This window comes from Microbacterium shimangi, from assembly GCF_043556445.1.
Lineage (GTDB): Bacteria > Actinomycetota > Actinomycetes > Actinomycetales > Microbacteriaceae > Microbacterium.
Genome location: NZ_JBIGII010000003.1, coordinates 181,697 through 194,524 on the forward strand (window position 1 = coordinate 181,697; position 12,828 = coordinate 194,524).

Genomic DNA, 12,828 nt, shown 5'->3' on the forward strand with positions numbered 1-12,828 from the left:
GGCTCAGCGTGCGAACGGTCCACCCGGCGCGAAGACACGCTCGGTGAAACGGCGCCCGATGAGGGCGTGGGTCTCGGCGTCGGGGTGCAGCCCATCGGGCAGAGGATGGTCGGCGGCGTCGGCGGCACCATAGAGATCGCGGCCGTCGAGGTAGTGCAGATTCTCATCGTCCGCTCGGTGGTCGACGACCGTGCGCAGCGCGTCGCGGATCACTTCGAGCGTGAGGCGGCCTTGCGCGGCGTCGCTCGGTGCGCCGGTGGCGATGAACCGCACCTCCCCGGCGGCGAGGGCGGCGGGGTCGAAGGCGCCAGGGCCGGGGGTGGTCTCATGGATGCCGCAGAAGATCGGCGAGACGAGCACGAGAGGCGTCTCGGGGTGACCGTCGCGGATGGTGTCGAGGAACCCATGGATCGCGGGGACGAAGGCCCGCAGGCGCATCGCGTCGGAGTTGACGACGTTGATGCCGAGCTTGACGCTGATGGCGTCGGCGGGAGCATCTCGGATGACGCGCGCGAGGAACGGGTCGACCAGGGCACTGCCGCCGAGGCCGAGATTGCGCAGTTCGACGTCGCCGACGGCCCTCGCCACGGCGACCGGCCAGATCTCGGTCGGGGCGAGTGCGTTCGAGCCGTGGCTGATCGAGCTGCCGTGGTGCACCCAGACCCTGCTCCCCCGTGCTGCGGGGCTCATCGGGGCATCGGAGCGCAGCTCGACGAGGTCGACGACTTCGTTGTGCGGCAGCCACACCTCGACGTTCTTGCTCTCCGAGCCGAGGCGATCGACCCGCGTGGTGTGGACGGGACCGGTGTGGGCGGTCGAGCCCCCGGTCTGCAGATCGATCTCGACCCGGTCACCCCCGTCGAGCTCGTCGCGCAGACGCAGCGCCCCGTCGACGATGACGTCGATGCGACCGCGCGGCCGGTCGAGCCCCCGGTAGGCCACCCGCGCGGGATGGGTGACCAGTTCGATCGTCGACGCCGTGGTCGTGAACGCGAGGCGCACGCCGGACGGCTGGGCCTCCATGTCGAGCAGGCGCGGGTCGGGGAACTGCCGACGCACCCACGCGGGCAGGCGGTGGGGGGCGACGCCCCGCGAAGTCGGCTCGAGTTCGGCGGCACCGCGCACGAGGTCGGCGGTGAAGGGCGTGGAGATCATGAGGGCGCGCTTTCTGGGGGCCAGGTGTTCAGGGCACGGTCGAGGGCGTCGACGGCGGCCGCCCAGGAGTCTTCGACGGAGTCGGCGCGATGCCCGAAAGCATCCGCCCGGGTCAGCGAGAGGAATCCGTTGATGGTCGCCCCGACGAAGCGCACCGCATGGATGAGATCGCGCGCCGGAACGGGGTAGCCCCGCACCGCGGCGAGCATGAGGTCGGCGACGCGCGCGGCTTCGGCCGAGGTCGCGACCGCCTCCCCCGCCGTGCGCTGCAGAGCAGCCCACGCCCCGGGCCGCGCGAGCGCATACCCTCGATGCGCCTCGGCGAGACCGCGGAGGGCATCGACGCCGGAGCGACCCGCGACCCCCGCGCCGATGAGTGCGCCGAGCTCGCCGAGCGCGAGCACCTGGACGCCGTCGAAGAGAGCATCCACTCCACGGACGTGCTCGTAGAGGCTCGCGGGCTGCACGCCCAGGCGACGCGCGACCGCCGACACGGTCACCGCGTCGAGACCTTCGAGGTCGGCGAGGGCCGCCGCGTCCGCGACGACCGATGAAGGGGAGAGCTTCGCGCGGGGCATGACCCCAACCTACAGTATGTAGGTTTACACCTACGCAGTATAGGAAGATGCTCTCGTGCCACGATGAAGCATGCCCGTCGTCGAATCCCGTCTCGTCGTTCCCGTCGATGTCGACACCGCCTTCGCGGTGTCGCAGACCACGGGAGACGCGCGGTTGCGGTGGGACCCGTTCATCCGGCGTCAGCACCTGCTCGGGGGTGCATCGGTTCCGGCGAAGGGGGTGCGCACCTTCACGGTGCAGCGCTTCGGCTTCCGCATGGAGAGCGAGTACGTCTCGTACAACCCGCCCTCGAACGTCGGCATGAAGATGACGAAGGGCTCGTGGTTCTTCGAGCGGCTCGGTGGCGGGTGGCGGTTCAGCGCCGTGCCCGGTGAAGAGAACCAGACCCTCGCGATCTGGCGCTACAACTTCTCCTGCAAGCCGAAGTGGCTCGCTCCCCTGGCCGAGCGCATCGGCGCCGTGATCCTGCAGCGCGACATCGACCGACGCATCCGCGGCTTCGCACGGGGCTGCGAAGACCCGACGGTGCTCGCAGCCGTCGCGCGCTGACGGCCTCAGCGCAGCGCCGGCGCCCCGAACACGTGCAGCCCGAGGTCGGCCGACAGCCGCTCGCTCACGAAAGCACCGCGCACGCTCGTGCCCCGCTCGTCCAGCGGCGGGCTGACGACGGCCGCTCCGAGCACCCCCGGCGCCGACAAGACGATGGCGCCCGAGACGCTGGACTTCGCGGGCACGCCGACGCTGCGCATCCATCGGCCCGAGCCGTCGTAGACCCCGCACGTCGCCATGACCGAAACGACGTCGCGGGCGATCTCCGCCGAAACGACCCGCTTTCCCGTCACCGGGTTCACTCCGCCCAGGGCCAGGGTCGCGCCCATGATCGCGAGCGTCTCGGCGTCGACGAGCACCGCGCACGCCCGCGCGTAGACCGCGACCGCGTCGTCGGCGCCAACCTCCAGGGTCCCCTCGGCGCGCATGAGGTGGGCGAGCGCGTGATTGCGGTCGCCCAGTAGGTGCTCGCAGTGGGCGACCTCGTCGTCGATCTCAAGCGCCCGCCCGGCGAACGCCGACAGACCGCGCACGATGCGGTCGGTGCGCGCGTCGGGGTCGTCGCCGTCGACGAGGGCGGCGGTCAGGATCGCGCCGGCGTTGACCATCGGGTTCGGCGGACGCCCGGTGCCGCTCTCGAGCTTGATCGCGTCGAACGCCTCGCCCGTCGGCTCGATGCCGATGCGATCGAGGGCCCGGCCGCCCGTATCGAGAAGAGCGAGCGCGAAGAGGAACGGCTTCACCGCCGACTGCACGCTGAACGGCACGTCGGCCTGCGCGCTCGCGCGCACCGTACCGTCGGCCAGGACGACCGCGATGCCGCAGAGATCGGAATTGGCCGCGGCGAGCTGCGGAATGCTCTCATCCACCTCGCCTCCGCGTTCAGAAAGCACGCGCTCGCGGAGGGCTTCGAGGTCGTACGCGCGGGGATGGGGGGTGCTCATCCCCCCAGCTTCTCAGGACGACGGATGCGGGCGGGCCGCCGCATCCTCAATTCTCCCGCCCCGGACACTGTCACGGCAGGGGCATCGCGACAAGGGCAGCGGAAGCCGAGGAGATCCCCGTCACACCACCCGGTAGCGGCGCGGCTTGCCCTCGCCGAGATCGCCGACGCGTTCGACCTGTCGCACCTCGACCGCATACCCGAGGAGTGCGGTCAATGCCCGAGCGACGGACGCCGCGTCGCCGCCGGCGATCGTCGCGGTGATCGAACCGTCGGCTCGCTGCGCGACCACCCACCCGAGCGCGCCGCGCGCCTGCAGCTGCTGGGTGAGTTCGACGCTGGGCACCTCGCGGCGGTCGGCGGCACGGAACACGGCGTGCGCGCGACCCTCGAGATCGGCGATGGCGGGCGCTCCGTCGGGCAGGGTCACGAGTCGGCCGAAGTCGCCCGTGCGATAGCGCACGAGCGGGAGGAGCGGATTCTCGCCGGCGGTGACCACGATCTCGCCCATCGCGCCGTCGGGCACCGCGGCGCCGTCACGATCCAGGACCTCGACGTGCACCCGGCGGTCGAGCACCCGGAACGGGCCATCGTCGGTGCGCACGGCGATCGGGCGCGTCTCGTGCAGTCCGTACACGTCGAACACCGGGCACTCGAAGGCGTCCTCGAGGCGGGTGCGCAGTGGCGCGGCGAGCGCCATCGCTCCCGAGAAGATCGCGATCGGGCGCACCGCCCCGCGCAGATCGGGCGAGAGCAACTCCCCGAGGCTGGTCGGGTGGCCGGAGATCACCTGCGGATCGGCGTCCGAGAGGAACATCGAGCGCGACGCGGGGCTCCGCCAGGCGGCGGCGTGCAGGTTCAGGCGCGCCATGGCCCGATGCTCGAACGAGCTGATGAGCGAGAGGTAGGTGAAGGCCTGGGTCTGATGCACGAGGTTCGCGATCGCGAAACGCTCGCCGTCGGGGCGCCATTCGACCCCGGCGCCGCGGACGAGATCGACGAGCAGGTGGAAGCCCCGCGCGACTTCTTCGACATCGTCGGGAATGAGCAGCGCCGCCCCCGTCGATCCCGAACTCGTGCCGTGCAGCATCCGCTCGAAGTCGGCGTCGAGCGGCACGAAGGCCGCGAGGTCATCGACCAGCTCGGCGCGGGTGATCGGGGGGAAATCGGCGAGGTCATCGAGACCCGGCGCCGCGCGGTAGCGGATCAGGGCGCGGGCCGTCGCGAGGTGCGCGTCGAGCCAGCCGTCGCGAGGAAGCGGATGCTGCACACGCTCGATCTGGGCAGCGGTGAGCCGGTCTCCGGTCGCGTGCACCCACAGGGGAGCGTGCGGATGCTGACGCCACCGCGCCAGTCGTCTGCGGCCCTCGTCGTCGACGGTCGGCCAGCGCTCGTCGTCGCGGAGCACGGCCGACGCGCCCGGCGCGTATTCGCCGAGCATCAGGGCCCCCAGACGGTCGGCGTCGCCGCCCGTCGGCCGGTCACTCAGTGGAGTACCTCGCCGCCGCCTCGCGGGCCCGCGCGTCGGCCAACCGGCGAGCGACGTCGGCCCGGTGGCGGTGCTCTTCGAACGCCTCGGCGAGCGCGCGGTTGCGCTGCAGCGAATCGCGCGCCGCGAGCAGCGCGCGGGCCGTCGCCACGTCTTCGCCCGCCGGCAGCATTCCGCCCCACAGCAAGAAGGTCCGAGCGGCCTCTTCTCGCCTCTCGTCGTCCGAGAGCCATTCGAGCGGGTCGACGACGGTGCCCAGGCGCAGCGCGAGCGCATCGACCGCGAGCGCCGAACGATCGGCGCGCAGCGGTACCGAGAACGACCCGACGAGCGACTCGCTCGCCACGAGCCAGAGCCCCAGCGCCGCGGCCGTCCGCACCCGCCGCTCGCCGACGAAAGCGAGACACGCGAGCGGCTGGGTGCCCAGCACGTCACCGGTGAGCGCCGCGATCGACACGCGCTCGTCGAGAAAGGGGCGCGGTGCGCTCGTCAAGCGGGCGGCGATCTCGTCGATCGCCGGACCCTCCACGACGCCCGACCACGCCGCATCCGTCTCGCCCCCGCGATCGGCCCAGGTGAGGAGGGCGCGAGCGAGTACCTCTTCGCTCGTGTCGTCATCGGCCATGCAGAACCTCCGCCAGCTTCGCGCACGCCGCGGGGGCATCGCTCATCGTCTCGAGGTAGACCACGTCGTAGCCCGCGGCTGCGGCCGCGTCGGCGACCTGCCGTCGCCTGTCGAGCAACACGAGCGTCGCCGTGGTCAACACACCGCGAACGGTCGCCGCCGTCGACGCGTAGGGCTCGTTCCCCACCCCGAACATCGACATCAAGCCGTCGTCCGAGAGCACGACCACGTGGCGACGGGCGTTCGGGTCGTCGGTGCGGAGGCCGTCGTACCGTCGCCCGTAGAGGTCGAGCGGAAACGAGGTGCCCCCGAAGAAGAAGGTGGTCAGGTCGCGGACGATCGCGACGTGGTCGCGTGAGAACCTCTCGGAGCCGGCGACCTCACCCGGACCCGAAAAGCTCGACACTCGCACCCTGCCCCCGCCGCGCAGCACCGAAAGAGCGAGGATCGTGCCGGCCAGCACCGCGGGCGACCCGCGTCGCGGATCGGGCATCGATCCCGACGAGTCGATGTAGATGTCGAGCTCGAGGCTGGTCTCGGCCGGGGCCGCGTCGTCGTCGAGCCAGGTGCGTCGGCGCGTCGTGATGCCCGGCACGATGTCGACCGAGGTGCGCACCGTCGCGGCCCAGTCGATGTCGGCGACGTGGTCGCCCACCTCCCACAATGCCAGCGGCCCGGGGAGAGCGGCCTCGGGCTCCGCGGGTGCGCGCTGCGTGAATGGACGCACCCAGGGGGCGGCCTCGGCCCGGTAGAACGCCGCCATGACGGCGTCGGCGTCGGCGGTGTCGTAGAGCGCGAGGGTCTCGGCGACGCCGAACCCCTGCCCGGCGGCTCCGCCCGCGTCGGCTGATCGGCCCTCGGGGGCGGGGATGCTGCCGCGCAGCCGCCCGTCGGCGAGCACCCGCCCGAGTTCGGCGGCGGTCGGTGGCGAGCCGTCGGCGGCGCAGGCCCGGCCGAACATCGGGCCGGCCGTGGCCGCGTCGCCCGACCCTGCGCGCTCGGCTTCGACGAGGTAGGGCGCGGCCAGCATGCCGAAACGCAGCGCGCCGCTGACGGGGTCGGCAGAGAACGTCCGCACGAGGCCGGCGGCGAGATCGGCATCGAGCGCGGGAACAGAGGTGATCACGGCGTCGAGCGCCCGGGCTGCCTCCGCCGCCGCTCGTCGCGCCGCGCGCAACGCGATCTCTTTCTCGCGGAACTTCTCGGGGATCTTCGACAACGGCGTCTCCTGCGGGACGTGCGTGGGCGCGGCGGACGCCGCCGGAGGCGGCGGCACGGGCGGGCAGAGCGACCCTGGCACCAGCTGCCACAACAGTTCGTACGTGCGCCGATACACCCACCACAGCCGATCGGCGCTGTCGAATCCCGGCACCGTGGTGATGCGCATCGCCCGCACGATGCCCGGCTCCCCGGTCTCGCCCCCGGCTCGCGCCTCACGGCGCTGCAGCAGGGCGAGCCGTGTGTTGACGAGCAGGTCGTTCCACATGTTCGCGAGATGACCCGCGTGGTCGGCGCGCACGCCGCGCGCACCCGAGGCCGTCAGTGCCCGAGCCATCTGGTGGCGGATCTTCAGCGAATCGATGCGAGTGCTGGGCGCGAGAGCGTGGTGGCCCAGCTCGTGGGCGAACACGCTCTCGATCTCGCCGGCGACACCGAGGTCGGCCAGCATCGTCGGGTCGACCGAGACGGCGGGCGGAAACGTGAACCACGCGAACGACCCGGCCTTCTGCCCCGCGCCCGGCAACAGGTGCGGGTCGCTCATCCGCACGCCCCACGTGCGCTGGGCGGCGGCCCAGGCCTCGCGCGTCGGTGCGTCGAGCGGGCGCTCGACCCGCGGATCGACCGCGCCGGCGGCCCTCATGCGACGTCTCGCACGTGCACCCAGGCGAGGTAGCTGTCGACGCGGGTGACGAGTGAGACACGGGAGGTGTGCACCGCGGCCGACGGCGCGGGCGTGTCGCCCGTCTTGGTCAGTCGCGACCCCCACACGTCGGCGTCGACCCGCCACCACGTGTCGCCGGTGCGCACGGCGAAGGCCGCCGGATCCGACGTCGTCGAGGCTGCCACGGGTGGGCCGCCGCTCGGGCGCGCCCCGACCGCTCGCAGCACCCGCCCGTCTCGGGGAGGTTCGATCCACGCGCCGCCCAACCCGGCGAACCCGCCGACGGCGCACACGTAGCCGTTCCACCGCTGGCGCCCCGGCCACCAGAAGCAGTCGTCGACCTGGCGGGCGGCGAACTCTTCGATGTCATCGGGGTCGAGCTCCAGCGCCGCGCCCGCCACCCCTCGCCCCTCGCCGTGTCGAGCGACCTCTCGCAGGCGCCCCAGCGCTTCGTCGCGCAGCGCGAGAACACCCGACCGCCAAGCGGCGAGAGCCACCGCGCCGCGGAGCAGGTCGGAGCCCTCGGCGCCCGCTGCCTGCGCCGAGGCGAGCCGGCGGGCGAATCGCTGCGCGTCTCCGCCGAGCCGCGAGACATTGGTCGTCACGGCCTCGAGATCGAGCCCGTCGACACGGAGACGGGGGTCGGCTCCCGTTTCGCTGAGCCCGTCGTCGGCGAGATGCCGAGGCCGCCCGATCATCGGGACTCTTCGGCCCAGCGCAGGTAGGCGCTGTAGCGCTGATGCAGGTACTTCAGGGCCGTCAAGTCGTCGAAGTCGCGTCCGTAGAGCTTTCCGACGGCCGCGATGCGGCGGATCAGGCCCTCGACCTGCGTCAGGCGGCGTTGCGCGTCGACCACCGACACCCCGTCGAGACCCCGGTCGAGCTGGGCGAGCAGATCGGCGACGGGGTCGTCGGCGTCGCGCCCGAGCGCGTCGAACTGGCGGCACGACTCGGCGAACAGGTCACCGAGCCAGCTCGCGATGTCGGTGAGGAGTTCGCGCTCGGCACCCACGTCGAAGCGGGGGTGCGTCGCGTGAGGCAGCAGCTTGCCGCGCAGCACGAACGGCAGCACCGCGGCGACGTCGTCGAGGCCCACCTCGGCCCGCCCGCGGAACCACGCAACGGCCTTGGCGTACACGACCAGGGTCTGCAGCGACCGCACCGAGAGCCCGTTGAGGGTCTGGGTTCCGAGGTCGACCGCGAGGTCGGCGCCGGTGTTGGCCTCGATGGCCTCGGCGACCCGGCCGCCCGCGGTCGTGACGGTGTCTTTCGTGCGGTACTCGAAACGGCGCCCGCCCTGTTGCACGAACTCGAACTGCCCCAGGAAGAACTCCAGGCGCCGCCGCACCGCGGCCGGGATCGGCACCGCCCGGATCTCCGCGCGCATGCGGGTCTGCTCGTCGGCGGCGAAGACGATCTCGGCGGGCACGTGCTCTTCGGGCTTCTCGCCCGCCTCCACGCGGGTGACGAGCTCGGAGAAGAAGCGGCTGTTGAAGCCTGCCGCCGGCACGGTCACGTCCATACGGTCGCGGAGTGCCTGGATCACGGGGAAGGTACCGCCCCCGGCATCGTCGTTCGCGGTGAAGAACCAGCTCTCCACCCCCGAGGCCGGGGCGGTGCGGCGCAGCTGATCGTTGCTCTCGACGTAGCCCTCGGCGACCATCGTCAACAGCGCCGACTGGGTCTTGGTGGGAATGCGGTTGTACTCGTCGATGATCTTCACCGGCCGCGAGAGCCACTCCCGCCAGGCGACGCGGATGTCGGCGAGCCGTTCAGCGGTGACCAGGTCGCGGGGCAGAGGCGTTCCGACCAGGTCGCTGACCGTGAGTTGCGGCTGCCCCTGCTGCACGCCGCGTCGCACCTCTTCGGAGGTGGAACCGGCGATCACCCCCATGAGCACGGCGACCGTCGTCTTGCCGCGACCCGGACCGCCGATGAGCAGGCACTTGCCGCCCACGGCGAAGGTGAGCAGCGGCAGCAGGACGTTCGACGAGAAGGATGCTTCGGTCGGCAGCGTCAGCGTCGCCCCGGCATCACCGAGCGCGAACGACACCGGCGAGCCCGACGAGAACTCCACGTCGTAGTAGGGCGAGATGATCGCACGGTTCACGATCCAGTAGTACGCCTGGCGCAGTTTCTCATCGAGCGAGGCGGGCCCGGCAGCATCCGTTCCCCCCTGCAACAGGTCGTCGACCGAGAGCTGGGTCACTCCCTCGTCGCCGGAAGGGGCCGTGGGAGCGGCGGAGACCTTGTGCCAACGATCCGACATGCCGCCAGCCTATCCAGCGCGCCGTGACCCGGCCCGCCGTGAGGTTACGGGGCGGTGGGGATCACGAGCCCGAACGCACCGCTTCCACGGCGCGGTCGTAGAACGCCGCGAGATCACCGACGCCGCCGCCGCTGACCCAGAGCTCGCCGGCCACATCCAGGCAAGCGATCGCACTGGCGACCACCGCGGCCGGCGCCGGGTCGGACGCGTCGTCTTCTTCGAGGCCGAGACGCCGTCGAATGTCGGGCACCAGCAGCGACTGCCAGTGCAGATGCTTTTCGATACTCCGCGCCCGGAGCGACGGCGTCCGGTACATCATCGTGGCGATCTTCAGGGTGACACCGGGTTCGATGTCGAGCGCATCGACCGCGTGCAGCGCCTGCCGCAGCGCCTCCCACGGCCCGACCGTCGAGGGCACCTGCTCGAGCGCATCTCGCACCAGTTCTCCCTGGCTTGCCAGATCGCCCAGGACGATGTCTTCTTTCGTTCCGAAATAGCGGAAGAACGAGCGGCGCGAGATGCCCGCCGTCGACGCGATCTGCTCGATCGTCGTCTGCTCGAACCCCTGGTGCAGGAACAGCTCCATCGCCACGCGCGTGATCTCGGCATACGCGGCCTGGCGGGAGCGCTGCCACAGCGTCGGTTCGGAGCTCACCCCCTCATCGTACAACCATGCCCGCTTGACACTCAGTGCCACTCAGGCATACATTCTCGATCGGACGCACCTCGCGCCTTTCCACCCCACGATCTGGAGCGTCGAGTGCCCGCATTGGACTACCCGAAACAGACCATCCTCATCACCGGAGCGTCATCGGGCATCGGCGCGAACTTCGCCCGCGCGCTGGCCGCCCGCGGAGCTCAGCTGGTGCTCGTCGCGCGACGTCGGGATCGCCTCGACGCACTCGCCGAGGAACTGAGGCGGGCGCACGGCGTGCCCGTCACGGCGATCACCCAAGATCTGCGAGCGGCGTCCGTCGGCGCCGAGCTTTCGGCCGCGGTCACTGCGGCAGGGCTCCGCGTCACGGGCGTCATCAACAACGCCGGCTTCGGCACGTTCGGCGACTTCGTCGACGAAGACCTCGAGCGTCTGGGGCACGAGATCGCCGTCGACATCAGCGCGCCCGTGCAGATCAGCTCGGCCTTCCTGCCCGACATGGTCCAGGCGGGCGAGGGGTTCCTCATCAACGTCGCCAGCATGGCCGCTTACACGCCCACCCCGCGGATGGCCGTCTATGGAGCGGCGAAAGCGTTCGTGCTGAGTTTCACCGAGTCGCTCTGGGCTGAGACCCGCGCATCGGGAGTCACCGTCTTCGCCCTCTCGCCGGGCGCGACGAGCACCGAGTTCAACGCCGTGGTCGGAACCGATGACGCCACCGCGGGAGCCCGCATGCGAACACCTGAAGAGGTCGTCGCCACGGCACTCGCCCACCTCGATCGGCGCAACCCGGGCCCGAGCGTGATCGACGGCTCGGCCAACCGGATCGGAGCGAACATCGGCCGAGTGTTGAGCAGGCGTCGCACGGCCGCGATGATGCATCGCCTCACCGACCCCGCCCGCCGCCGCTGACCGCACACGCGTCCCCCGCGAGCGGTGGCGGCAGCTACGCGGCCCCTCGCGAACGCGCCAGGGCCTCGAGCGCGACCTGCTCGTCCCACGATCGGGCTTCGAGGGGAGCGGCGAAGGACAGCCGCGCGGCGACGGCGGCGGCGACGGCGGGCAGTGCCTGTGCGACCCGCGCGGCGACGTCGCCGCGCACCTCGAGCCAGGGCACTTCCGAGCTCGCCAGCACCTCGCGGAAGCGGTCCTGCATCGCGTGACGGATGTGCTCGCCGTCGCGCATACCGTCTTGGACGAACGGGATCTCGTCTCCGGTGAGGACGTAAAGGGCTGGCGGGTGGGCACGTGCCCGCTCCAGGATGCGAGCGGCCGCCGCCCCCACGTATCGCTCGTGCCAGAGCGCGGTCGCCAAGACGTCGGTGTCGCACACGAGCACCGGGGTCGGCATGGTGCGCAGAGCCCGGCGCTCGAGCTCGATCTGCCGGTCGACGATGAGGTCGAACTCGTCACTCCGCCAGGGCGTGTCGAGGCCGCCCTCGCGGATCACCGAGTGCTCGCGGCCGTACTCGGGCACCCACGAGGTGCCGAGCTCGGCGGCGAGCGCCTCGGCGAGCGCGGTCGAACCGGTCGACTCCGCACCCACGACGACCACCCGCACCCCCAACCACGCGCGGACAGCCGGCGCGAGCTCGTGCCAGTGTGCGGCCACGTCGGCGCGGATGTCGGTTCCCGAGACGGGGTTGAAGGCTCGGCCGGGGTCGACGCGCTGCCAGGCCGCGCCGAGGCGCCGGGAGAGCTCCTCGCCGTAGGCGTCGGAGCTGAAGACGGCGTCGACCGGTGCGTCCAGCAGCGACGCGATGAGCGCCGTGTGGCTCTCCCAGGCCGCATCCGACCCGAAATCGACAGGCGCGTCGTCGAGGGCCGACACGACGCGCGCGGTCGGATGCTCTTCCCGCAACCAGTCGGCACGCACCTCGAGCGGAATGGACTCGACCGATGACCCCAGCACCTGCACGGTCACCCGGTCGCTCGCGCGCGACGCGGCGCGGATGAGCGCGGAATGCCCGGAGTGCAGCGGGTAGAACTTGCCGATCACCAGGGCGTGCGCGAACCGCCCGGGGTCGTCAGCCACGGGCATGAGCCACCTCGTCGACGGGATCGCCCGTCGCTTTCTCGATGCGTCGCCACGACAGGAGCCCGTATACGCAGAGACCGATGAAGACGACGTACAGCACCGCGGTGATAGTGAGGCCGCTCGCGAGGGCGAGCCAGACCAGGGCGATGTCGACGCCGATCCAGACGTACCAGTTCTCGATGCGCTTGCGGTTCAGCAGGTATTGGGCGACGAGGCTCCCCGCCGTGGTGGCGGCATCCGCCAGCGGCAGCGGCGAATCGGTGAAGGTCGCCAACGCCCACCACAGCACGGCGCCGCCGACGACTCCCGCCCCCACGAGGAGCGGGATCCAGCGCAGCGGGGTGCGGGCGACGTACAGGCGGTCTTGCTCCACGCCCCGCGCCCAGTGAAGCCAGCCGTGCACGGCGAAGCCGAGGTAGACGAGCTGCAGCCCGGCGAGCGCGTAGAGCCCCGCCGAGCCGAAGACGACGAGGAAGATGAGGTTGTTCGCGATGCCGATGGGGAAGTTCCAGACGTTCCGCCGAGCCGACAACGCCACGCACGCGAGCCCGGTCGCGAATCCCAGAATCTCGGTCCAGTAGGCCAGCACCCAGTCGATCACCGACCCAGCCTACGGAAGGGCCGGGGGTGCGCCCGCCCGAGAG

13 protein-coding genes are annotated in these 12,828 nt (G+C 71.5%); 2 read left to right on the top strand and 11 right to left on the bottom strand.

The window, feature by feature from the left end:
- Positions 1-3 precede the first annotated feature (3 nt).
- Positions 4-1,155, bottom strand: coding sequence for a GDSL-type esterase/lipase family protein (locus ACFXQA_RS02550; RefSeq protein ID WP_394518220.1), 1,152 nt, complete (start codon positions 1,153-1,155; stop codon positions 4-6).
- Entirely contained in the window at positions 1,152-1,733 is a 582-nt protein-coding gene (locus ACFXQA_RS02555) for a TetR/AcrR family transcriptional regulator (RefSeq protein ID WP_394518221.1), read from the bottom strand. The genes ACFXQA_RS02550 and ACFXQA_RS02555 overlap by 4 nt, the downstream gene beginning before the upstream one ends.
- Positions 1,734-1,803: 70 nt before the next feature.
- On the opposite strand from ACFXQA_RS02555, the gene ACFXQA_RS02560 reads away from it, so the two are divergent.
- Positions 1,804-2,283: an SRPBCC family protein gene (locus ACFXQA_RS02560; protein ID WP_394518222.1), complete on the top strand. Its 480-nt coding sequence runs from the start codon at positions 1,804-1,806 to the stop codon at positions 2,281-2,283.
- Positions 2,284-2,288: 5 nt separating this feature from the next.
- Here the strand turns inward: ACFXQA_RS02560 and glsA are convergent, their stop codons facing one another.
- The 7 genes from glsA to ACFXQA_RS02595 all read right to left on the bottom strand — a co-directional run bounded on the left by glsA (position 2,289) and on the right by ACFXQA_RS02595 (position 10,146).
- Positions 2,289-3,227, bottom strand: coding sequence for a glutaminase A (gene glsA / locus ACFXQA_RS02565; RefSeq protein ID WP_394518223.1), 939 nt, complete (start codon positions 3,225-3,227; stop codon positions 2,289-2,291).
- A 120-nt stretch (positions 3,228-3,347) separates the two neighbouring features.
- Complete coding sequence (locus ACFXQA_RS02570; protein ID WP_394518224.1) at positions 3,348-4,667, bottom strand: AMP-binding protein; 1,320 nt, start codon at positions 4,665-4,667, stop codon at positions 3,348-3,350.
- 40 nt (positions 4,668-4,707) lie between these two features.
- On the bottom strand, positions 4,708-5,340 hold the full coding sequence (locus ACFXQA_RS02575; RefSeq protein WP_394518225.1) for a phosphohydrolase: 633 nt from the start codon (positions 5,338-5,340) through the stop codon (positions 4,708-4,710).
- Positions 5,330-7,201: a vWA domain-containing protein gene (locus ACFXQA_RS02580; RefSeq protein WP_394518226.1), complete on the bottom strand. Its 1,872-nt coding sequence runs from the start codon at positions 7,199-7,201 to the stop codon at positions 5,330-5,332. Before ACFXQA_RS02580 ends, ACFXQA_RS02575 begins: the two co-directional genes overlap by 11 nt.
- A complete protein-coding gene (locus ACFXQA_RS02585; protein ID WP_394518227.1) occupies positions 7,198-7,920 on the bottom strand; it encodes a potassium transporter Kef in 723 nt (240 codons plus the stop codon). The genes ACFXQA_RS02580 and ACFXQA_RS02585 overlap by 4 nt, the downstream gene beginning before the upstream one ends.
- Positions 7,917-9,491 carry an AAA family ATPase gene (locus ACFXQA_RS02590; protein WP_394518228.1) on the bottom strand — a complete coding sequence of 525 codons (1,575 nt, stop codon included), beginning with the start codon at positions 9,489-9,491 and terminating at the stop codon, positions 7,917-7,919. Before ACFXQA_RS02590 ends, ACFXQA_RS02585 begins: the two co-directional genes overlap by 4 nt.
- Positions 9,492-9,552: 61 nt before the next feature.
- Positions 9,553-10,146 carry a TetR/AcrR family transcriptional regulator gene (locus ACFXQA_RS02595; RefSeq protein WP_394518229.1) on the bottom strand — a complete coding sequence of 198 codons (594 nt, stop codon included), beginning with the start codon at positions 10,144-10,146 and terminating at the stop codon, positions 9,553-9,555.
- A 105-nt stretch (positions 10,147-10,251) separates the two neighbouring features.
- Here ACFXQA_RS02595 and ACFXQA_RS02600 point away from each other — a divergent pair, with 105 nt between their 5' ends.
- A complete protein-coding gene (locus ACFXQA_RS02600; protein ID WP_394518230.1) occupies positions 10,252-11,058 on the top strand; it encodes an SDR family NAD(P)-dependent oxidoreductase in 807 nt (268 codons plus the stop codon).
- Positions 11,059-11,092: 34 nt separating this feature from the next.
- Here the strand turns inward: ACFXQA_RS02600 and ACFXQA_RS02605 are convergent, their stop codons facing one another.
- Both ACFXQA_RS02605 and pnuC read right to left on the bottom strand, forming a co-directional pair.
- Entirely contained in the window at positions 11,093-12,187 is a 1,095-nt protein-coding gene (locus ACFXQA_RS02605) for an AAA family ATPase (RefSeq protein ID WP_394518231.1), read from the bottom strand.
- Positions 12,174-12,785: a nicotinamide riboside transporter PnuC gene (pnuC, locus tag ACFXQA_RS02610; protein WP_394518232.1), complete on the bottom strand. Its 612-nt coding sequence runs from the start codon at positions 12,783-12,785 to the stop codon at positions 12,174-12,176. The genes ACFXQA_RS02605 and pnuC overlap by 14 nt, the downstream gene beginning before the upstream one ends.
- Positions 12,786-12,828: the final 43 nt, after the last annotated feature.

Bases quoted from the DNA above. Each gene is read 5' to 3' on its own strand.
- ACFXQA_RS02550 (WP_394518220.1), bottom strand. From the start codon at position 1,155: ATGATCTCCACGCCCTTCACCGCCGACCTCGTGCGCGGTGCCGCCGAA.
- ACFXQA_RS02555 (WP_394518221.1), bottom strand. From the start codon at position 1,733: ATGCCCCGCGCGAAGCTCTCCCCTTCATCGGTCGTCGCGGACGCGGCG.
- ACFXQA_RS02560 (WP_394518222.1), top strand. From the start codon at position 1,804: ATGCCCGTCGTCGAATCCCGTCTCGTCGTTCCCGTCGATGTCGACACC.
- glsA (WP_394518223.1), bottom strand. From the start codon at position 3,227: ATGAGCACCCCCCATCCCCGCGCGTACGACCTCGAAGCCCTCCGCGAG.
- ACFXQA_RS02570 (WP_394518224.1), bottom strand. From the start codon at position 4,667: ATGCTCGGCGAATACGCGCCGGGCGCGTCGGCCGTGCTCCGCGACGAC.
- ACFXQA_RS02575 (WP_394518225.1), bottom strand. From the start codon at position 5,340: ATGGCCGATGACGACACGAGCGAAGAGGTACTCGCTCGCGCCCTCCTC.
- ACFXQA_RS02580 (WP_394518226.1), bottom strand. From the start codon at position 7,201: ATGAGGGCCGCCGGCGCGGTCGATCCGCGGGTCGAGCGCCCGCTCGAC.
- ACFXQA_RS02585 (WP_394518227.1), bottom strand. From the start codon at position 7,920: ATGATCGGGCGGCCTCGGCATCTCGCCGACGACGGGCTCAGCGAAACG.
- ACFXQA_RS02590 (WP_394518228.1), bottom strand. From the start codon at position 9,491: ATGTCGGATCGTTGGCACAAGGTCTCCGCCGCTCCCACGGCCCCTTCC.
- ACFXQA_RS02605 (WP_394518231.1), bottom strand. From the start codon at position 12,187: ATGCCCGTGGCTGACGACCCCGGGCGGTTCGCGCACGCCCTGGTGATC.